Here is a 22,092-nt window from a genome sequence, read left to right on the forward strand (position 1 = left end):
TTACCGTATTACGACCGCTTCGCGGCCGAGCGGGAGCAAGCTCCCTCGCCACAGGCTCTCTATTATTTCGTGCTGATTGCGCTGTCCACCAGTGTCTGGGCTTCGCTGACCAATTGCTTGAGGTGATCGTCGCCAATGAAGCTTTCGGCGTAGATCTTGTAGATGTCCTCGGTTCCCGAAGGACGGGCTGCGAACCAGCCATTTTCGGTCATGACTTTCAGGCCGCCGATCGCCTGATCGTTACCCGGCGCCTTACTGAGAATGCTCTGGATCGCTTCGCCAGCCAGTTGTGTCGACTTGACCTGATCCGGAGAGAGCTTGCCGAGCAAGGCTTTTTGCTCGGGGTTGGCCTTGGCATCGACACGTACCGAGAACGGCTCACCCAGTTCATCGGTCAGTGCACGATAAGCCTGGCTTGGATCACGCCCTGTGCGAGCGGTCATTTCAGCCGCCAGCAAGGCTGGAATCAGACCGTCCTTGTCGGTGCTCCAGACGCCGCCATCCTTACGCAGGAACGAGGCACCGGCACTTTCTTCGCCACCAAAACCCAGCGAGCCGTCGAACAGGCCATCGGCAAACCATTTGAAACCGACCGGCACTTCGTACAGGCGACGGTTCAGGCGCTTGGCAACGCGGTCGATCAAGCCACTGCTGACCACGGTTTTACCCACCGCCGCATCGGCGCGCCATTGCGGGCGGTTCTGGAACAGATAGTCGATGGACACGGCCAGGTAGTTGTTCGGCGCCAGCAAGCCGCCGGACGGGGTGACGATGCCATGACGGTCGTGGTCCGGGTCGCAGGCGAACGCCACGTCGAAACGCTCTTTCAGACCGATCAGGCCTTGCATGGCGTAGCTGGACGATGGGTCCATGCGAATCTGGCCATCCCAATCGACGGACATGAAACGGAACGTTGGGTCGACCTGGGTGTTCACCACCTCAAGGTTCAGGCGGTAATGCTCGGCAATCGCCGACCAGTAGCGCACCCCTGCTCCGCCCAGCGGATCCACGCCCAGGCGCAGGTTGGCGCCACGGATGGCGTCGAAGTCGATCACGTTGACCAGATCGGCGACGTAGGTATTGAGGTAGTCGTGACGATGGGTGGTGCTGGCCTTGAGTGCCTGCTCGTAGCTGATGCGTTTGACACCCGCAAGCTTGTTGGCCAGCAACTCGTTGGCCTTGGCCTCGATCCACTTGGTGATGTGGGTATCGGCCGGACCACCGTTGGTGGGGTTGTACTTGTAACCACCGCTTTGCGGTGGGTTGTGGGACGGCGTGATAACGATGCCGTCCGCCAGCCCCGACGTACGGCCGCGGTTGTAGCAAAGAATTGCGTGGGAAATAGCCGGCGTCGGCGTGTACTCGTCGCCTTCGGCAATCATCACGGTCACGCCATTGGCGGCGAGGACTTCCAGCGCACTGGCGCCGGCCGGCGTCGATAGCGCATGAGTGTCGATGCCGACAAACAGCGGGCCGTCGATGCCCTGCGCTTCGCGATACAGGCAGATGGCCTGGCTGATGGCCAGAACGTGCCATTCGTTGAAACTCAGCTCGAACGAGCTGCCACGATGGCCTGAAGTACCAAACGCAACGCGCTGGGTTGAAACAGAGGCATCGGGCTGGCCGGTGTAATAGGCCGTTACCAGTCGCGGGATGTCGACCAACAACTCTACGGGTGCCGGTTTGCCCGCAAAAGGACTGAGTGTCATGCAAAACCTCTGAAAAAGAGTGGTTCAGGAATGGGGACGCAGTTTACTGGCAGTTTGACCAGAGAGCGACGATATCTATCCAGACAAAATCTATCCAGACATCAGCTGGGTATATTGACGCCCGGTCAATCGATGAGTTCAAGCCTCAACGCATCTGCCAGCATCGTCAATGCAGCCTCCAGGTCATGCTGCCCGCTGAATGTGTGGCTGAGCCTGACGTTCTGCGAATACAACCCATGCAGGCTGAACAGTTCGCCGGGGGCAATCACCACCTGTTGCTTGAGCATGCGCTGGAAGACCCGCCGCACATCGACCGGCCGTAACGAACGCGCCCAGATGGTCGCCCCGCCCGCCGGCTCGACAAATTCCAGCGAGTCGCTCAAACGGTCCTGCAGCATTTGGATCATTCGGCTTTTACGCTCTTTCAACAGCCGGCGCAGTACCAGCAAATGCTGGTCGATACGGCCGCTGCTGTACAAGCGTGCGATGGCTTTCTGACGAATCGGCGACAGGCGAAACGCGCGCAGCAAAAAATGCCGCTGCAACTCCACGCTCAAATGCCGTGAAAGCAGATAACCGTAAGGCGCCTCAGGCCCCATGAGCTTTTCGAAGGTGGAAAACACGATCAGTCGATCAGGATCGAGCACATCGCGAAAACGACGTTCATGCGGCTCATGAGCGAGTTCGCCGTACACGTCGTTTTCCAGTACCCAACTGCCGTGTTGTTCCAACAGCTCGGCGGTGGATTGCCGGTTGTCCGACGGCATCAGGCTGCCGCGCGGCATGCTCACGCCCGACGACAGCACCACCAGGCGAACCGCCTCGGTCCGGAGCAAATGCTCGAGTAACTCAAGGTCAAGGCAGCCGTTGCTGTCTATCGGCAATTCGATTACCTGCACGCCAGCGGTCTGGAACAAGCGTAAAATGGCCCAGTCGCATGGCGACTCCACCAGCACGGTCGCATCCTTGAGTTCGAGCACTGCGATCAGTATTTCCAGCACACCCCGCCAGTCGGCACCAATGTAAACATCATCGGCGTGCCAGCAGCGTGCCGGTGAAGTGGTGTAGCGCGCCGCCAACGCGGTGCGTAACTCCAGCTCGCCACACGGCTGCGAGTGAAGCTGCGGTTGGCGCGGATACTGGCGCACCAATTCCCGCTCCAGCAGTAACAGCGGACTGTCCAGCGACTGCAGAAGCGCCGGCTCGTCGATACTCAGGACCAGCATCCCCGGACGCCTCGCGCTGACATAGACCGTTTCAAGCAGATCGTTGCCGCTGCTGAACGACATGTTCAAGGAAACCGGTAACGCGTAGTAACCGGACTTTGCTACCGAATACACCCGCCCTTCTTTCTCCAGCAGCGAATAGGCGTACTGAATAGTTGAAATCGACACGTTCAACCGGTCTGCCAACTGCCTTAACGAAGGCAGTTTGATCGGTGCTTCAGTCGCCATTTCATTGATCAGGCTGGTCAGGTATCGGTACACGGCCTGGTACGCAAAATCGGTTTCCCTTTGCCCCTTCATGAACGCTGGCCAATCGCTGTGCAGGTAGTGTTTGAATCGGTCAAACCAGACTCCTTCAACGTCTCGCTGACCGTTCACTCAGCGCATCATCCACCTGAAACTCTCCCGCGCCTTCGGCACTCAAGCCCGAATCACCCGCCTCAAGCCCGATCCCGGACCCCGAGCGCATGCCGTAGAGCTTGCAGATCAGGCTGACCGACAAACCGCTGACGTCGATCATCCATTGCATGACTTGCTCAGGAGCGGCATTGCCCTGCATCGCCTTGTGCAGTTCGGGCATCGCCACCAACATGCCGGGATGGCAGCGGCGCAAAAAGTGCTCAAGCCCGGCACCGGCATCGACGAAGGGGGCGAACAGCAGGCACAGCTGCTGTGTTTCATTGAGGCCCAGTGCTTGCTGAGCCTCGGCCGACGCCAGGGTCCGAAGCTCAGCCATCGCGCGTGGATTGCCGTAGACCTCCAGCACCTGCTCGCAAAGCCGCTCGGGCAGACGTCGTTTACGCATCTTCAACAACGCCCGTTGTATGTACTCGCTGAATCCGTTTTCGTAGGCCAGGCCGTTCACGAAGCAGGCCTGCAAGCCCCGCAAATGGGCCGAGAGCAAAGGACTGGCGAATTCGTTTTCGCGCAAGTGAACGTCAATTTCATCCGGTTGCAGCCCGAGAAAATCGGTCAGTAATGGCCAGCGCTCCTCCATGTTGCCGGTCACCAGGTCCTGGATATCGATGTAGTCTGCGCCGCGTCGCGTCTCAAAGCTCTCGCGTGGCCGCCACTCGACCGTTTCATGGCCCGCATAAAGCTCGCGATAACAGTCGCCGCCCAATTGATCGAGCGTTGAGAACAATCCTTCATAACTGAAGGCCGGATGTGTGATTGTCGGCAGGCCGGCCTTTTGTGCCTCGCGCATCAGGCCGGTCAAAAACCGCTTTTGCTGACGCACGGTTTCACCGCTGATCAGCGTATCGACACCGCCCTCCCATCGGGCCATCTGCAAGTAGAACTCGCCTGTCGCCAGATAGCCGTCGTCACACGCTTCAAACACCCCGTGAGCCCCTCGCAGATGGCCGAGCATCAGCATGTTGGTGCGATTCAAATCGCGACCTGCCTCAGACATCGGCGTCAGATGGCTGAAGGGCAACACCTCGCGGTTATCGACCATCACCACCTCGACCCGAGGATCGTCGTAGACAAACAGGGCACCGTAGCTGCTATGAATATTCTCCATGATCATCGGCGTCGTCCCGCCCAGCCGTAGCGTGGCGACACGCAACTGGAAGGTCGCTGGCGCTCTGCCCGCGATACTCAACTGCGCGGCACGCAGGAATGCCAATGTGTAGCAACTGTCGCGCGTTCCCGAGTGCATCATCAGCACCTTGTAAGTACCGATTCTGTCCATTCCCCCGGCAGCCACCACCAGACGCTGGATCAACAACTGCAATGCAGTACGTTCCGCGCGAGAAAAGAAACTCAGCAACCGCTGCAAAACTTGCTGATAGACATAGTTCATCGCTTGATCATGAGTTGCGCTCATTGTCATTTACCTGATATTCAAAAAGTCGGCATCGCACAAACAATCATTTGCTTGCACGATCTGCGATCGGTGATGGCTGATTACGGCTTATCGTGAGTATCTGCTTTCAAATGCTAACACTTTGGTTGTGGTAACTATTTGAAACGATTGTTATAGAAATAGCATTCACGACCGAGTCAATCGCCCACAACCCCCGAGGCCAAGCGCTCCGACGGGCCGGATGGGCGGCCTAGGATTTTTCCGACAACGTCCCACAGACAATGAGCACGAGAAATAAGGAAACCAGAGCAAGGCAATACTTCCATAACTAACAAGCGAACCGCTTACTTGCCGCGCTTCAACGCGAAGCGCAGGCGAGCAATGGTCCGAATACATAGCACCCAAAGCAGTACCCATTAAAAAAACATGCCCAGCCATGACTCATTCCTTGAGATGAAATTAATCATTCAATTATCAGGGCTTATATGATGATTAGAAGATACAGATCAGGAGCAAAAACCAGTTCAGTTGCTGAACCGGCAGATGACAAAGGGGGATGAGAGGTTTACCCGTACAACAAAAATGCAAGAGCCCGTCAACACGGACTCTTGCGCAAGCGTCATGCAGGTTCTACTTGAAGCGCCACTCGTTCGTGACACGGACACTCATCCATGTAACGGTGCGCCTGGACAAACTCGCTAAACGGGAAGACCCGGGTCTTGAGTGGCAGCAGTACACGGTCAGCCGTCAACTGGTTGATATCGCGCAAGGCCCGTTGCAGTGCAACCTGGTCCTGAATGATCCCGAGTTCCGGTTTGCCGGTGAAGTTACCGATGCAATGCACGAAGAACTGAATGTTTTTCTGGAACGCTGCACAGGCCGGGAACGGAGTCTGGTTGCCGCCTTGCAGGCCATACAGCACCAGGCTGCCACGAGGCGCCAGCACGTCACCGAGCATCGACATCTGCGGACCACCGAGGCCGTCGAATACCACGTCGACACCGCGGTTGTCGGTGAGCTTGTTGATCTGCATGAGCAGATCCTGCTCTTCAGTGACGATCACCTTCTCGGCACCCAGGGATAACAGGTACTCGCGTTCGCTGGCCGTTTTGGTCGCGGCAATGACCCGTACACCCAAGGCCTTGCCCAGTTGCACGAAGGACGGGCCGGCACAATGGCTCGCATCGGTGACCAGTGCAAACTGGCCAGGCTTGACCCGTGCCAGATCGGCGTAGGCAAAGTAGGCAACCAGCAGCGGCGTGTAGTGCACAGCGGCTTCGATCGGGCTGAGCACATCCGGATAGCGCGTCAGCGCCGAACGCGGCAGCACGATCTGCTCGCCGTAGACGGGATAGTCATTGGGACTTTCTGCCGGGAAGCTGGCGACCTTGTCACCCACGGCCAGATCATCGACACCTTCGCCGACGGCGGTGACCACGCCGGCCATTTCATGGCCAAGGCCCGATGGCAACCGGGCATGGGAAGACGCCAGGTTCTGGCGCCAGAGGATGTCATACCAACTGATGCCGATCGCTTCGACACGCACCTGCACTTCGCCCGGCGCTGGCAGAGCTGCCGCATGCTCTTCGCATTTGAGCACCTCGGCAGGACCAAACTTGTGAAAACGGATCGTGCGGGACATCGCAAACCTCGTCAAAGTAACCTCTAATGCCCTGAACTCTATCTGGGCTTTCTGACCAAGACCATCAGTGGCTATTAATAGTCGACATGCCTGTCATTGATTCCGCAGCCCCGGCAATACGTCAATCAACGTAGAAAACCGAACCAGCATTGTGGGAAAAATGAATTACTCGGTGCAGAGTAACAGCCTTTCCCCGTAAGATTCATGCCGGCCATTGTTCTCATATGGCCGCTCTCGTCAAGTTTGCTGACTCTGCCAGGACTCCAGATGAATCGTAATGACCTGCGTCGTGTCGACCTGAACCTGTTGATCGTGTTCGAAACCCTCATGCATGAACGCAGCGTGACCCGCGCGGCGGAAAAGCTGTTTCTCGGCCAGCCGGCCATCAGTGCGGCGTTATCGCGCCTGCGCAGTCTGTTCGACGACCCGCTGTTCGTGCGTACCGGTCGCAGCATGGAGCCTTCGGCCCGGGCGGTGGAAATCTTCGCCCTGCTCTCTCCGGCGCTGGATTCGATTTCGACCGCTGTCAGTCGCGCCGCTGAATTCGACCCGGCCACCAGCACCGCGGTGTTTCGCATCGGCCTCTCGGATGATGTCGAGTTCGCCCTGCTGCCGATGCTGTTGAAGCGCTTGCGCGCGGAGGCGCCCGGCATCGTGCTGGTGGTGCGACGCGTCAACTATCTATTGATGCCGAGCCTGTTGGCATCGGGCGAAATCTCGATTGGCGTCAGCTACACCACGGATTTGCCGGCCAACGCCAAGCGCAAAGTCCTGCGACGCAGCATGCCGAAACTGCTGCGCGCCGACTCGGTCCCCGGCGCCTTGAGCCTGGACGACTTCTGCGCTCGCCCCCATGCCCTGGTGTCCTTCGCCGGCGACCTCAGCGGTTTCATCGATGAAGAACTGGAGAAACTCGGGCGCAAGCGTCATGTGGTGCTCGCGGTTCCGCAGTTCAATGGATTGGGCACGCTGCTGGCCGGCACCGATATTCTCGCCACCGTGCCGGACTACACCGCCGATGCACTGACCGCCGCCGGTGGCGTACGCGCCGAAGACCCGCCGCTGCCGACGCGAACCTTCGAGTTGCACATGGCCTGGCGCGGCTCGCAGGACAACGATCCGGGTGAGCGCTGGCTAAGGTCGCGGATTCAGATGTTTTTTGGGGACCCTGAGAGTCTTTGAATCAAACCGGCGCAGCGCTTAATCGCTGGCGACCGGGCGTTCACAACGGCCCATAAAAGAGCCGCAGGCACTGCGGCTCGCTGCAGGCAGAGGTGATGTCATTAGGCTGCGACGTCGCCCAAGTGCCGACGCCACTTCCGGTGCCACCGCCGGGCAGATGGGCTCCGGCGAGGTGGGCGCGACCAGCACAGCCTGCACCGTCCGCCCACCTGCTAAGGCGAGGGCACGGGCGCCGGCTTTGATTGCCAGGTCGAGCATGCTCAATCCGTCACTGACCATTCGGCGTTCACGAATGCCGGTGCGCGACTCTACCCATTCGGGCGTGGTATCCAGCCCGCTGGAAATTTACTGATTGTCAATTATCTGAGGCGGGACGCGGCCCAGCGACCAACCGAAGTTCATGCCCGCAGCCGCCAGCAGGATGGCGCTCGCGCCAGTCACTTGCAGGACGCCGAGTGGGTGGGCGAAGGCAACCCAGTCGACCAGGATGGCGACGATCGGATAGATGAACGACAGTGCCCCGACCAGCGCCGTGGGGATTTTCTGGATGGCGCTGTACAGCAGGGTCGACATGAGCCCGGTATGGACCACGCCGATAATGATCAGGTAAGTCCAGGCGCTCTCGACCGTATCGACCCTGGTGAAGTCCACGAACGGTGCCAGGATCAGCACGCCTACCACCATCTGGATCAGCACGATCAGGTGCGCGGGTAAATCCTTGAGGCGCTTGGTGATCGCTGCCGCCACAGCGTAGAAGAAGGCTGAAGCCAGGGCCAGGCAGACGCCCAGCAGGTAGTCGGCGCCGATGGCCTGCCCACTGCCTTTGGCGGACACGATCAGCATCAGACCGGCGAAGGCCAACAGCAACCAGCCGACCTTGGCGGCGCTGAGGCGTTCGGCGAAGAACAGCACACCCAGACCGACCAGCATGAACGGCTGAACGTGGTAGACCACCGTCGCAATGGCGATAGAGGAATGTTTGTAGGCACTGAACAACAGCACCCAGTTGAGAATCAGCGCCACCCCGCCCAGGCACACCAGAATGAACTGCCGGGCGTTGATCCGGGAGCGGCTAAGCACCCCGGGCACCAGGCACGCAACCAGCATCGCCATGGCGCCGAACAAGCAACGCCAGAACACCACGGCCTCCGGGCTCTGCCCCGACATGATGACGAACCAGCCCACCGTGCCGGAGATCACCATGGCCGAAATCATTTCGAGCGTCCCACGGGTTTGCGACTTCATCACTCACTGCTTCCTTGCTACCGGCATTGCCGTAACCTAAGCCGCCATTCGTGGGGGTGGTTCGGCAAAACGAACTTTATAATGAACTAATGACCGCTATACTGAACAAGGCGCCTGGGAGCGTCAACCCATTTCAGGATGATTTACAAAACATATGACCGGTATAACGAACAGCCTACTGATAAATAACCCGAGCCGAATCGATCTGCTGGCCCTTTCAATCAAACGCGAGCGCCTGGCCGCCGGGCTTTCCTTGACCGAGCTGGCGAAGCGCGCCGGGGTGGCGAAGTCGACCTTGTCTCAATTGGAGTCGGGAATCGGTAACCCCAGCATCGAAACCTTGTGGTCGCTGGCGATGGCAATGGGCTTGCAAGTCACCCGATTCTTCGAGCAACCCCAGCAGACCCTGCGGGTGATTCGCGCCAACGAGGGCATGACGACCTATGCCGAGACTGCCAATTATGCAGCGACATTGCTTGCCGATTGCCCGGCGGGAGTACAACGCGATATCTACCGGCTCAAAGTGCAGCCCGGCGAAGTTCGGCTATCTCAGCCCCACCCACTGGGCACCGTAGAGCACGTGGTGCTGTGCAGTGGCAGTGCCCATATCGGCCCGGCGACTGGACCTGTATTGCTGAACGCTGGCGACTACATCAGCTACCTGGCTAATGTGCCTCACGTGTTCGAAGCACTCGAAGCGGACACCACTGCGGTGATGGTGATAGAGCATTCCTGAGGCAGGTGCCATCGACACGGCGGGTGCCCGCGTCTTGAATCGCCCTGAGTTTTCTAGGCGCCCTGACAGCTACGCACGACGCCTCTGGCTCCAATGTGGAGTTAACAGAAACCATTAGAACCCTAATGGAATTCTGGCGCCATAGCGCACGAGCCGCAGCAAAACATCCCAGGGTCACTCGGTCTATCGCTGCTTCGGTATCGCCGCATATGGCAATATCCGCCTCACCACTTCTGATGAGTCTGGCCGCATCGCCGATAGCCTGTACCCCTGCAGCACAGACCGTTACGGGCGCGCCGAGCGGCCCTTTGAAACCGTACCGGATGGAAACGTGCCCGGCCGCCATGTTGGCGAGGAAAGACGGTGCAGTGAACGGCGACAATCGGCGAGGACCACGCGCATCGGTGGTACGTACAGCGTCGGCAATCGCGCCAAAACCACCTACGCCCGATGCAATGATCGTGGCGGTACGCTCCTGGTCTGCGACATCAGTCGGATGCCAGCCTGCCTGCACCAGAGCTTCGTGCGCGGCCACAAGTGCAAACTCGATGAAGCGATCCATCTTTCTTGCGGTCCTTGGCCGAAATGATGCGCTCCGGGTCGTAACCCGCGATGGCATCACTCCTCCAGTGAGGGCACCTGACCGCCTACTGTAACGCCTGCCCCCCCCGGCTAAAGAACGGCGAGAGGACGGGTGGCGTCTTCTCCTCCAGGCTCGCGTGCTACGTCAGTTTCGCTGTTCAGTTGACCCTTATTGTCAGGACGGATCTTGAACCAGATGGAGTACATCGCTGGCAGGAACACCAGCGTCATGATGGTTCCGATGAACGTGCCTCCGATCAACGTGTAGGCCAGCGTCCCCCAGAAGACGGAGTGTGTCAGGGGAATGAACGCCAGGATTGCCGCCAGCGCTGTCAGCAGTACCGGGCGGGCACGTTGGACCGTAGCTTCGACCACCGCGTGAAACGGATCCAGCCCTTCTTGAGCGTTGTGATGGATTTGGCCAATCAGAATCAGCGTATTGCGCATCAAAATGCCCGAAAGGGCGATTAGACCTACCAGAGCGTTGATACCAAACGGCTGCTGGAAGATAAGCAGTGTCGGCACCACACCAATCAACCCCAGTGGCGAGGTGAGGAATACCATGATCATCGCCGAGATCGAACGTACCTGCAGAATAATGATCAGTAGCGTCATGGCAATCATGATCGGGAACAACGGCAACATCGCTTTACCGGCTTTGCCCGACTCCTCGATTGCACCCGCCTGCTCGATCCGGTACCCGTCAGGCAGCTTGTCGATGACCGGCTGCAGCTCTTTCATGATCACGCTCGAGACGTCCGGTGGCTGCAGGCCTTCGGCAATGTCACCGCGCACGGTAATGGTCGGCGTGCGATCACGACGTCGGAGGATCGGATCCTCCATACGAACATCGACCTCTCCCACCTGAGACAGAGGAATCCGCTGACCCGCCGTGCCCACCAGCGTAAAGCCTTCTATCCTGGCGGGATCGAGCCGGATATCACCCGCTGCGCGACCGACCACCTGCACCGAGCGAATGTCCTCACGAACTGCGGTGATCGGTACTCCGGTCAACAGGAACTGCAGTTGCTGCGCGACTGAGTTTGACGTCAACCCCACCGCCTCCAAGCGATCCTGATCCAGAGCCAAATGCAGCGTCGGCGTTAGTGGCCCCCAGTCAGTGTTGACGGTTCTCATCATCGAGCTCGATTGCATCACGTCCTGTACCTGGCCCGCGATCTCGCGCAATTTCGACGGATCAGACCCCATCACCCGATAGGCAACAGGGAACGGCGAATACGGACCAAACACAAGCTGAGTCACCCTGACACGCGCTTCTGGGGCAAGTCCCTCGGCAGCGGCCTCGCGGAGACGGAACTTGAGGGCCTCGCGCTCCTCCTGGCTGTCCGTCAGCACCACAATCTTCGCGAAAGACGGATCGGGGAGTTCCGGCGCCATCGCCAGATAGAAACGCGGCGCGCCTTGCCCGATATAAGCGGTGACGATTTTTGCCTCATCCTGCTTTTGCAGCCAGGCCTCTATCTTGGCGGTAGTGGCACTGGTCTGTTCAATGGAGGTTCCATAAGGCATTTGCACTTCAATCAATACCTCTGGACGGTCCGAGGTAGGGAAGAACTGTTTCTTGACCAGGCTCATGCCGAGAATCGCCACGCCAAACATTGCGATAACAGTACCGGCTACCAGCCATTTGCGAGCGATGACACGCGTCAACACCTGGCGGAAGTGGTTGTAATTTCGGGTGTTGTAGATGGCCGCATGACCACCCTCCACCTTCTTGATGTTCGGCAACATCTTCACACCCAGGTACGGGGTAAAGGCCACCGCAACCACCCAGGAGGCTATCAGGGCGATGCCCACGATCCAGAACATGTTGCTGGTGTACTCGCCGGCTGTCGACTGCGCGAAGCCGTTGGGCATAAAGCCGATAGCCGTCACCAGCGTACCGGAAAGCATCGGTGCGGCTGTATGACTCCAGGCATACGCGGAAGCTTTGATGCGGTCGTAGCCCTCCTCCATTTTCACCACCATCATTTCGATAGCAATGATGGCGTCGTCCACCAACAGTCCGAGCGCCAGAATCAACGAGCCAAGGGTGATACGGTCAAAGTTCTTTCCAGTGGCCGCCATCACCACAAACACCACCGCCAACGTCAACGGCACAGCCGCAGCGACCACAACGCCTACACGCCAGCCCATGCTGAGAAAGCAGACAAGCATCACCACAAGCAGCGCGACGAAAAATTTGACCATGAACTCGCCGACGGCAGAACTGATATTTACAGATTGATCGGTGACCTTGGAGAGCGTCATGCCCAACGGCATGCCTTCATTTATCTTGACCGTCTCCGCGTCCAACGCCTTGCCGAGGTCAAGACCGTTCCAGCCCTCACGCATCACGATCCCCAGCAACAAGGCCTCTTCACCGTTATTACGCACGAGAAAGGTTGCCGGATCTTCATAACCACGTTCGATCGTCGCCACGTCCGAGAGCTTCAGCGTCCGCCCCTGAACCGCAATGGGTGTGTCACGAATCTTCTGCACCTTATCGAAGGCGCCATCCAGCCGAAGAAAGACCTGCGGCCCGTCGCTTTCGATCGAACCGGCAGGCGTGAGCACGTTCTGATTATTCAGCGCGGCAAAGATGTCCTGAGGCGATACGCCCAAGGTGGCCAGCCGATCATGGGAAAAGGAAACAAAGATACGCTCGGGTTGCTCCCCAATGATGTTGACCTTCTTCACGCCCGGCACATGCAACAGTTGTTGGCGCAACGACTCTGCATCACGTACCAACAGTCGCTGCGGTTCGCCTTTGGCTTTCAGGGCGAACAGTGCAAATGTCACGTCCGAAAACTCGTCGTTGACCATTGGCCCAATGACACCCGCCGGCAGCTTCCTGGCCTCATCGTCGAGCTTTTTACGCGCCTGATAGAACTCCTCCTGCACTTGCGAGGGCGGCGTGCTATCGCGCAGTGACACCATCGTGAAAGCGAGGCCTGGACGGGTGTAAGTTTCCGTGCGGTCGTACCATTTCAGTTCTTGCAGGCGTTTTTCAAGTGGCTCTGCTACCTGATCCTGCATCTCCTGCGCCGTGGCGCCCGGCCACGCGGTAATGACCGTCAATTGCTTGACCGTAAACGGAGGATCTTCCGCACGCCCCAGTTGGAAGAACGACAGGATGCCCGCAACGGCGATCAGGAAGATCAGAAACACCGTGATGGAGCGCTCACGAACGGCGATCGCGGAAAGATTGAAGCGCCCCTCGCTCATGGATGACTCCCGGCAACCTTGACGTCACCCGGTTGAGCCAGTCTCACCTCCTCACCATCGCGCAGCAGATGCGCGCCTAACGCTACAATCTGCTCGCCGACCTTGAGATCGCCTGCGACTCGCGCTGCGTCGTCGCTCAAGCCCAGGACCTGAACAGATCGCCAAGTCACTTTCGCCGGTGTACCGGCGATGACCCACACGCCAGTGCCTTGGCCTGGGTCATAAACGGCAGCGATCGGTATTTGCAGCCCCTGCCCTTGCGTGGTGCTTTCAGCGATCCGAAGTGTGACGGTCGAACCTAGCGGTGCATTGGCCAGTGCGCCCTCAAGCACATACCGCGCCTCGAAGGTGCGCGTCATACGGTCGGCCGAGTCAGAAAGCAGCCTCAGCTTCGCTGTAACTGCACCCGTGGTATTGCCATAAAGCGTCGCCTGCGCAGTGGATCCTGCTGTGGGGCGTAGCGTCTCGGGCAGATGCACGATGGCTTCGCGTTGCCCTGCCCGCGCCAGTCGAACCACGGGCTGTCCCGGGCTGACAACTTGTCCGGGCTCGGCGAGCGTCTCCACCACTACGCCGTCGGAATCCGCAAACAGCACCGCATAACCAGAAGCATTGCGGGCAACGTCAGCCTGCGCTTCAGCAGCGCTGAGCTGCGCTTTTGCGGTATCCGCTGCGGCTTTGATCTGGTCATAGGCCGATGCAGAAACAGCACCTGCGGCGACCAGGTCGCGATATCGCGCCTCGTCATCTGCAGTCTGCTTGGCTCGGGCCCGAGCGGCTATGACTGACTCTTGCTGTGCTCGCGCCTGCAACCCCAGGTCGATTGGGTCAAGGCGCATGAGTGGCTGCCCACGTTTAACGGTCTGACCGGTGTCAACCAGACGCTCAAGCACCTTGCCTGATACCCGAAAACCCAGATCGCCCTGGACGCGGGCAGCCACGACACCCGTGAAAGAACGTGAGACATCGGACGAAGCCTGAACCGCAGAAGACCTCACCAAAGGGGCCTGCGTGCGTGGATCTTCAACGGTGGATGAGTCGCCACACGCCGTCAGGACGAGAGGCAACAAGCAAACGGCAATGGGGACAGGTCGAAGCCGGCGCATAGGTTCCCTTACTTAAAAAATAGGACAGGCGCTACATTCTCAGTCTGGTGACCATATCTGTCAATGGTCACTTATTATGAAATACCGAGCCCATTAACCTCAGCACTAGTATCGCCGCACGCTGATGACCAACCTTGAGCTTAGCCCAGAGAGTGTCGATTGACAGAAAGTGACCAAAACGTATTATAGTCACAAACATCCTCAATTGAAGGAACCTCAATGCCTACCCTCGGTCCCGTTGCTCTCTTGGTGAGTGCCAGCTTGATGACAGGTTGCGCGGTCGGTCCGGACTATCACCGTCCGGACGCCCCACTTTCGGACCATTACCTGGGGCAGTCTTCCGTCGAACAGAGGCCTGGGGCGACGCCGGCCGGTCTTGTCGCCTGGTGGGAAGGCTTTGGTGATCCACTGTTAGCCGACTTCGTCTCCAAGGCACTTGAGCAGAACCTGGATCTGGCGCAGGCGTCGGCGCGAGTCACGCAGGCACGGGCCGGACTGGGCGCCGCAAATGCCGCTTTACTGCCCTCGGGGAACATCAGCGGACAGGCCGCGCGCTCCTACCAGTCAATCGAGACTCCGCTCGGCCAGGTGTTGAACTCAACGCCTGGCTATGACCGGTACGGAAGTTCCTACGAGGCCAACCTCGATGCCAGCTGGGAGGTAGATGTCTTTGGCGGATTGCGCCGCGGACGCGAGGCTGCTCTGGCCGAGTACCAGGCTTCCCAGGCGGGCGTCGCTGCCACACGATTGGCCGTCGCTGCACAGACCGCCGATATCTACATCACTATCCGCGGACTGCAGACCCGGCTGGACATTGCGAACCGACAAGTCAAAACACAGCGAGAGCTACTAGAGAAAGTCCAATTGCTCTACAGCAAGGGGCTCGCCGCCAACTATCAGGTTCGCCAGGCCGAGGGGGCGCTATCGCAGGTCCAAGCGACAGTGCCGGTCCTGCAGACCGGTCTGGATGCTGCCATGAATGCGCTGGATGTCATGCTTGGCACGCCGCCAGGCACTCACCGCACACAACTGGCAAGTGCGGGGAGCATTCCTGTAGCGCCGCAGTTAAAGACGATGGGAACGCCGGCCGATTTGCTGCGCCGCAGGCCAGACCTCATTGTGGCTGAGCGCCGTCTGGCGGCTTCAAACGCACGCATCGGGGAGGCGATTGCTGAGTACTACCCGAAATTCTCCCTCAGCGCATTGCTGGGTAGTGCTACGGCTGTATCCGCAGGCAATCTTTTCTCCAGCGGTGCCAGCCAGTCGGCGGGCGTATTGGGACTGCGCTGGAGACTCTTCGACTTCGGTCGCATAAACGCCCAAATCGACCAAGCCAAGGGACAGGAAGCCGAAACCCTGGCGGCTTACCGTCAGTCCGTGCTGCGCGCCACCGAGGATGTCGAGAACGCGTTCTCCTCCCTGGTGAATCGGGAAGCTCAAGCAACCACCCTCACCGGGGGTGAGGCGTCTCTGACACAGGCTCGCCAATCGTCGTTCATTGCCTATGAGAAAGGCACGGCCAGCCTGATCGATGTCCTGCACGCCGACGAGACGATGCTGCAGGCTTCCGATGCTCGGGCACAAGCACGAACGGAATCGGCACGGGCGGCGGTCACGGCATTCAAGGCGCTCGGTGGTGGCTGGCAGCCTCCTGAAGCCCAGCCTGTTGCGACACGATGATTTAACCAGGTGACGTAGCACTTGATGCACGCACCTCCCCCTCCTCTTTCAGCTACTACCCAATCCGAGAGCGGGTTCGTTCACCGACTGACGCGGTCAGTAGCCAATTGCTCAATAGAAACCAACCGGAGTACAGCGAAATGAAGTCGAACGAGAATTCCTGGGTGCTCATCACCGGAGCATCAAGCGGATTTGGCGAGGAGTTTGCCCGGCAATATGCAGCACAGGGAAAATCGCTCGTTCTGGTAGCAAGAAGACTGAGTAAGCTCGAAGCACTATCGGCGCAGTTGCGCGAACGCTTCGGCGTTGATGTGATCGTCGAACAAGTAGACCTGTCCTCGATCCCGGCGATCATCGAACTGCATGAGCGACTCAGCGAACGCAATATAGTGATCGATGTGCTCATCAACAATGCGGGTCATGGATTGCAGGGGCCTTTCCTGGATCAACCTCTGGATGAGTCTCTGACCATGATTGATTTGGATATCGCCAGCCTGACAGGGCTGACACGCCTTTTCGCGGCCGACATGCGAGCCCGCAAACGTGGGCACATCCTGATGGTCGCCAGCTTGCTGTCCTTCCAGGGCGTGAAGAATTTCGCCGTTTACTCTGCCGCGAAAGCCTATGTTCTTCGCTTCTCTGATGCGCTTCATCGCGAACTGAAAAAAGACGGCGTCGTCGTTACCGCACTTTGCCCAGGAATGTCGGATACCGGATTTGCAGAAAGCGCCAAGCAACGGATCACACCGGCCTTAAAAATGGTGATGATGCAGCCTCAACCCGTCGTGCGTGCAGGAATCCGTGCACTGCAAGCCGGACGCATGAGTGTGGTGCCGGGTTTTGGCAACAAGGCCATTACTGTCTTGACTTGGGCCACGCCTCGTCGGCTTCATCAGAGCCTTATGGCGCAGGTGATGGGAGTCTGAGAGGGCGACAAAGAGGCCTTTTACCTCAGGGGAAAGGCCCGAGATATGTTCTTAAAGGTCGGGAGGCAACGCATGCTCCCGACAGGACATTTATCGTGTAACAGCACTTAATTAGAAGCGGTAACTAACGGACGTACCGAGCCCGCTCGCACTGTTCTTGAATTTGGCACTGTATGCACCTCTGTTCGCAGAGGTGTCGTTGATCTGCACGCTCTCCTCCCATAGGTAGGAATAAGCAACATCGATCGTGACATTGTCCGCCGGAGTCCAGCCAGCACCGAAGCTGATAACCTTCCGGTCGCCCGTGGGAATACGTGGTCCTCGGTTGGTGTTGTTGGTGGGCGACTGGTCGACCGAGAAGCCTGCGCGAAGTACCCATTGGCTGTTCAATTTGTACGCCGTGCCGATAGCGTGAGCCCACGTATCATGCCAGTTCTGTTCTTCGGTAATAGTGCCCAGCGAGCCGCTCAACAAAGGGGGTAAACCCGTGTTCTCGATGGTTAATTCTTTAAAGCGACTCCAGCGTGTCCAGGTACTCCCTAAATATAGAGTCCAGTCATTATTGAGCTGATGAGTCACCGAGAAGTCCACAGACTCTGGGGTATCCACATCCAGCGAAGCGTCATAACTCCGGCCGCTGACCCCCAACACGCTAAAGATGCCGTCAGAGACCTTGGTCTTGGCGTCCAAGTGGTAACTGACCTTGGAATGGTAAGTCATGCCCAAGCGAGTTTGGTCTGTAGCCTGCACCAGGATACCGGCGTTGAAACCGAGGGCCATGTCGTCGCCCGTGCTTTTGAGTTTTCCGTCATTGCGACCTGGGCTCAGTGGATTGGGCACCATTCCGGACAGCTCACCGGTGATGCGGTTGATAGTCGGACCGAACCCGATCGAAACTTTGTCGTTAAAGGCATAGCTGATGGTGGGCTGGAACGTAAGCGTCGTGACCTCACTTTTGTTGGCGTAGTAACGCCCGGCAAAATCGCTGCCGTAGTCAGTCATCAGACCGAAAGGTACATAAAAACCTACACCGAACGCCCAATGCTCATCGATGGGTTTGACGTAGTAACCCATAGGCACTGTGGTGGTTGGCACCATGTCGCCGTCTTCCTGGCCTCCGAATGTACTGCGGGTTTGGCTTATGTCGGTCTTCGCGAATAGAGTCGCCGCGCCCACGCTGACCTGCTCTCTTTTCAATCGAGACATGCCCGCCGGATTACCGAAGACCGTGCTCGCATCTTCAGCGGATGAGGAGCGCCCGGCAAACCCGGCCCCCATCCCGCTAACGCTTTGTTCATTGAGAGCGAAACCGCTTGCAAACACATTTGAAGATGCGAGCACGACAGCGAGGCCAAATGGGCTCTTGAGCACTATTTTTTTCATTGTTTGAACTCTATGGGGATCACTGAGATGAAGCAGTAGAAGCAATGGCTCACCATATTTATTCATGTGACCAATTCAGTCAATGGTCACAATGCGAATAAATGAAATGCCCTTCGACGACTGGAAGAAGGGCAAAGTGAAAAACCGTTTTGGTGATGTGTCGCTTACACAGGCATGACGTAAACCGTTAGCCGAAGGTCAAGGCATGAGGCTACGCAAAATGAGGTTGGAGGTGAGCGTGGGCGCCTCCTCGACATAATCGAGGTTGTACTGCAGGAGTAAAGGATTGACGAAAGGCCGCAAAGCCAGATGTATCGCTTCTACTGTTTCGTCCAGGGGAGTCTTGCGTTCAAATTCGCCGATCTCTCGCCCCTCCCGCACGATTTGCAACACGAAGCGTTTGATCTGTGCGTCATAAGCCTGCGTACTGGGCCAGCTTTCCGACGCCGCGAATGCTGCAATGTCATAGAGTTTTCGGTCGTTAAAGAACAGATTCACACCTGTGGCGATCACAGTTTTGACCAATCGTCGAAAGCGCTCCGTCGGCGACAGGTCTTCTATATTGATCGCCTGCTCCACAGCCGCGACGATTTCTGCCAGACAATTTGCGCAGATGGCTTCACCGATCGCCTGCTTGGAATCAAAAAATTTGTAGATGTAGGCCTTGGAAAACCCGATGGCCCTAGCCAGGTCGGAAACCGTGGTTTTGCCGTAGCCGTATTGACTGAAGTGTTCGTTGGCCGCCGCGACAATCTGGTCTCGAATGTCGTGATCGGCTGGGCCACGGGGGCTGGGCGAAGCTGAAGATATTGATGGCTGATTCATGGGAACAGCTTACTCATCCTATCGAGGACTGACAACTTGTGACCGACAAGATATATAGTCACAAATCGACCATGAAGAATCTAACGCGACATTACCTAGCGACACTGTGTAGCCTGCGTGTAAATGCCCGGGCCACACTGCAACGCAGTCCTGTTTGTGCGGATGTTGAGTGGCCTTGACATGTTCGCTCAATTGAAACAGTCATGGCGCACTCAACAGCAGATTACGATCTCCACCTCGCAGCATCCGAGGCTAGACCTCTGATTCCTTCAGACTAAAACCTTGTGGCATCACACTCTCCACTCCCCTATAAGGCTCAAACCAATTCGGCTAAAGATGCCGGGTTGAAGCCCTTCAGATCTGCGTAGTCGCCTTTTTCCACTTTGGCGGCCCAGCTTGCTCCCGCTGGACTGCGTAGCAGGCCCAATTCAGGGCCGCTTCGCGCCCCAGCGGGAGCAAGCTCCCTCGCCACAGATACTTCTCAGGCCTCGGCTGGCCTACTATCAGAAATCAACCGATGCTGAAAGCTGAAGGGTACGTGGAGCGCCCAGGCCGCCGGACAGGCCACTGCCGTCGCCGCCACTGTAGGAGCCGAGCCAGTAGGCCCGGTTGGCGAGGTTCTCTACGTTAGCCCGTAAGGTCACAGGTTTGGACATGACCTTGGTGGTGTACCGACCGCCCACATCGAAAACGGTGTAGGACGGCAACTCCATCCGATGGTCGTCCGTAACGTAGCGGCTGCCTACGTAGTTCGTGCCTGCGGTCAGGGTTAGCCCAGGAACCCTCTCCAGATCGTACTCGACCCCAAGTTTGCCGATGATTTTCGGAACACCGGTCACCTGATTGCCTTCGTTCGCCGCTACCTGCGCCTTCGTCAACACCGCCTGCGTGTAGGAGACACCGCCCATCAAACGCAGATCTGGTTGGGCCTCACCGAAGAAGCTCCATTCCACGCCGCGGTTACGCTGCTCACCATTGACGCCAAAAATACGGGTGACCGGGTCGGTAAAGGTGCTGGGTTTTTCGATCTGGAACACGGCCAACGTAGTGGCGAACGTACCCAGGTCAAGCTTGGCGCCCACTTCATACTGCTTGGTCTGAATCGGGCTCAGGATTTCACCCGGGTTGGCTGCCGTCGTCGGGGCCGTCCCCCCCTGAGACAGCCCTTCGATGTAGTTCGCGTAGACCGATACATCATCGGTGACCTTGACCAACAACGCGGTAGCCGGCGAAACGCGGCTCTCGTCGTAGTGAGAAGTCTTGACCCGCGCCGGGGTCAGGTTGGAGCTTTCCACCGACTGACGTCGTACGCCCAGCGTCCATTGGATACGATCATCAAGGAACGAAAGGGTATCGAGAAAAGCAACACTGCCCAGCTTGGCTTCGGTCCGAGAGGTGACCGCACCGAAATTGTCCAAGGGCGGTGTTTTGCCAAAGTCGAGGTTGTAGTAGTTGGTGGTCACGTAGTTGGCTATCTGTTTATCCTTGAAGCTCATCTCCGACTTGTACTGCGTAGCCGCCAGCGACCATTGGTGGCCTACGGGACCGGTGTCGAATCTGCCCTTCAGGCCAGCCTCGCCCGATTTCTGGATGCCCTGCCCATCCGAACGATAAGCCAGAACACTGATATCACCGGCGTTGTTGATCAGCGTGTCGCGGGTCATCAGGGAGTTGCGGCCACCCTCCCTCTGCCCATAGGCCGCAAAGGCGGTGAGCGAGTCATTCAAATCGACCTCGCCTCTGAGCAAGAAGGTTTCGGTGTCGTTGGTGGTGTATGCCCAGTCAGGTGCCAGCGCGTAATCACCCTTCTTCGCGCGGGGTACGTTGGTGACTGTGGGGTTGATCGAGGAAATACCGAAGTAGTTGGTGCCCTCCAGATGTTCACGGTGCTTGTAGGCGTCCAACGACAGGCGGATGCGTTCGGCGCGCCAGTCCAGGCCCAGCGCATTGAGTTGCATGTTTTGTTTCTGATCGTCCACGGCGGTGTCGCCGTCGCGGTACGCCCCGTTGTAGCGGATACCAAACTGATTCTGCTCGCCAAAGCGCCGACCCACATCGGCATGTGCACCGTATAAACCATTGGATTCAAAAGAGGTCGTCAGGCGCGTCAGCGGTTCGTCGCCGGCGCGCTTGGGCACCATATTGATGCTGCCTGCGACGCTGCCATCCGGCGGCATGCCGTTCAGCAGCGCGGACGGCCCCTTGAGTACTTCGATGCGCTCGGCCAGCTCGGTCGCGCCGCGCAGGTTCGGCGCCATGCCGATCAGGCCGTTGTAGGTGATGTCGTTGGCGCTGGTATTGAAACCACGAATGAAGAAGGTTTCGAGGATGGCCCGTTTGGAGGGGACGTTCACCGATGGATCGGTTGCGCCGATTACCGAACCGATGTCCTTCGCCTGGTGGTTGCGCACGAAGTCATCGGTGTAGCTGATGGCGCTGAACGGAGTCTCCATAAAGTCCTTGGTACCCAGCAGCCCGACTCGACTGCCAGTAGCAACCTGGCCTCCCGCATAGGCGGGAGGCAGGTCGGCGGACGCACCCATAGTGCCCTCCACCGTTGTTTCAGACAGGACGAGGCTACCTTCGCCAGTACCCGTCGGAGACTGCGGCTCAGAGGCAGGCGCAGCGGACACAGCCATCGCGCCCCCGGTCAGCCCAAGCAATAGCGCCATGTGTACGGCAGAGAAAGTGCGATTCAAGGTAAACGAAAAAGCGCGTTGCGTAGCCTGCGATGAGTCAGGATTGGCGCTGTGTGGGCGGCCGTGTTCCGACATGCTGGATTCCTTTCGATGCGAAGAATTGAAGTTCATTC

Annotated in this window: 14 protein-coding genes and 1 pseudogene; 4 read left to right on the top strand and 11 right to left on the bottom strand. The window is 58.2% G+C overall.

All coding sequences use genetic code 11. The features are described from left to right. Nucleotides 1–62: 62 nt before the first annotated feature. From pgm to AC1RJ3_RS18715, 4 genes are all read right to left on the bottom strand, one after another. Nucleotides 63–1,709: a phosphoglucomutase (alpha-D-glucose-1,6-bisphosphate-dependent) gene (gene pgm, locus AC1RJ3_RS18700; protein WP_054597307.1), complete on the bottom strand. Its 1,647-nt coding sequence runs from the start codon at nt 1,707–1,709 to the stop codon at nt 63–65. 125 nt (nt 1,710–1,834) lie between these two features. Beyond that, on the bottom strand, nt 1,835–3,235 hold the full coding sequence (locus AC1RJ3_RS18705; RefSeq protein WP_493079936.1) for an aminotransferase-like domain-containing protein: 1,401 nt from the start codon (nt 3,233–3,235) through the stop codon (nt 1,835–1,837). 55 nt (nt 3,236–3,290) lie between these two features. Continuing rightward, nucleotides 3,291–4,766, bottom strand: a complete 1,476-nt coding sequence (locus AC1RJ3_RS18710) for a hypothetical protein (protein ID WP_493079815.1) — start codon at nt 4,764–4,766, stop codon at nt 3,291–3,293. Between the two features lie 598 nt (nt 4,767–5,364). Further along, on the bottom strand, nt 5,365–6,387 hold the full coding sequence (locus AC1RJ3_RS18715) for a zinc-dependent alcohol dehydrogenase family protein (protein ID WP_054597238.1): 1,023 nt from the start codon (nt 6,385–6,387) through the stop codon (nt 5,365–5,367). Between the two features lie 267 nt (nt 6,388–6,654). Between AC1RJ3_RS18715 and AC1RJ3_RS18720 the strand changes: the two genes are divergently transcribed. After that, on the top strand, nt 6,655–7,569 hold the full coding sequence (locus AC1RJ3_RS18720) for a LysR family transcriptional regulator (protein WP_054597237.1): 915 nt from the start codon (nt 6,655–6,657) through the stop codon (nt 7,567–7,569). Between the two features lie 345 nt (nt 7,570–7,914). On the opposite strand, the gene AC1RJ3_RS18725 is transcribed toward AC1RJ3_RS18720, so the two are convergent. Beyond that, the gene (locus tag AC1RJ3_RS18725) at nt 7,915–8,814 is read right to left on the bottom strand and encodes a DMT family transporter (RefSeq protein ID WP_493079938.1); all 900 of its coding nucleotides are present in this window, start codon (nt 8,812–8,814) and stop codon (nt 7,915–7,917) included. Nucleotides 8,815–8,968: 154 nt separating this feature from the next. Between AC1RJ3_RS18725 and AC1RJ3_RS18730 the strand changes: the two genes are divergently transcribed. Next, nucleotides 8,969–9,550 carry a helix-turn-helix domain-containing protein gene (locus tag AC1RJ3_RS18730; protein WP_493079818.1) on the top strand — a complete coding sequence of 194 codons (582 nt, stop codon included), beginning with the start codon at nt 8,969–8,971 and terminating at the stop codon, nt 9,548–9,550. 142 nt (nt 9,551–9,692) lie between these two features. Here the strand turns inward: AC1RJ3_RS18730 and AC1RJ3_RS18735 are convergent. The 3 genes and pseudogenes from AC1RJ3_RS18735 to AC1RJ3_RS18745 all read right to left on the bottom strand — a co-directional run. Next, nucleotides 9,693–10,216: pseudogene (locus tag AC1RJ3_RS18735) on the bottom strand (beta-ketoacyl synthase N-terminal-like domain-containing protein); the annotation flags it as partial. A gap of 6 nt (nt 10,217–10,222) precedes the next feature. After that, nucleotides 10,223–13,360 (bottom strand): efflux RND transporter permease subunit, encoded by a 3,138-nt coding sequence (locus AC1RJ3_RS18740; protein ID WP_493079820.1) that lies wholly within the window; start codon nt 13,358–13,360, stop codon nt 10,223–10,225. Then, entirely contained in the window at nt 13,357–14,466 is a 1,110-nt protein-coding gene (locus AC1RJ3_RS18745; RefSeq protein WP_054597232.1) for an efflux RND transporter periplasmic adaptor subunit, read from the bottom strand. Before AC1RJ3_RS18745 ends, AC1RJ3_RS18740 begins: the two co-directional genes overlap by 4 nt. A gap of 219 nt (nt 14,467–14,685) precedes the next feature. On the opposite strand from AC1RJ3_RS18745, the gene AC1RJ3_RS18750 reads away from it, so the two are divergent. Further along, the gene (locus tag AC1RJ3_RS18750; RefSeq protein ID WP_493079823.1) at nt 14,686–16,146 is read left to right on the top strand and encodes an efflux transporter outer membrane subunit; all 1,461 of its coding nucleotides are present in this window, start codon (nt 14,686–14,688) and stop codon (nt 16,144–16,146) included. Between the two features lie 140 nt (nt 16,147–16,286). Beyond that, nucleotides 16,287–17,072, top strand: coding sequence for an SDR family NAD(P)-dependent oxidoreductase (locus AC1RJ3_RS18755; RefSeq protein WP_493079825.1), 786 nt, complete (start codon nt 16,287–16,289; stop codon nt 17,070–17,072). A 111-nt stretch (nt 17,073–17,183) separates the two neighbouring features. Here the strand turns inward: AC1RJ3_RS18755 and AC1RJ3_RS18760 are convergent, their stop codons facing one another. From AC1RJ3_RS18760 to AC1RJ3_RS18770, 3 genes are all read right to left on the bottom strand, one after another. Continuing rightward, on the bottom strand, nt 17,184–18,455 hold the full coding sequence (locus AC1RJ3_RS18760) for an OmpP1/FadL family transporter (RefSeq protein ID WP_493079827.1): 1,272 nt from the start codon (nt 18,453–18,455) through the stop codon (nt 17,184–17,186). Nucleotides 18,456–18,653: 198 nt separating this feature from the next. Next, nucleotides 18,654–19,280 (bottom strand): TetR/AcrR family transcriptional regulator, encoded by a 627-nt coding sequence (locus tag AC1RJ3_RS18765; protein ID WP_054597228.1) that lies wholly within the window; start codon nt 19,278–19,280, stop codon nt 18,654–18,656. Nucleotides 19,281–19,783: 503 nt separating this feature from the next. Continuing rightward, nucleotides 19,784–22,090: a TonB-dependent receptor gene (locus AC1RJ3_RS18770; RefSeq protein ID WP_237142922.1), complete on the bottom strand. Its 2,307-nt coding sequence runs from the start codon at nt 22,088–22,090 to the stop codon at nt 19,784–19,786. Between the last annotated feature and the right edge of the window lie 2 nt (nt 22,091–22,092).

This window comes from Pseudomonas sp. GW822-FHT04C11 (genome assembly GCF_058800905.1).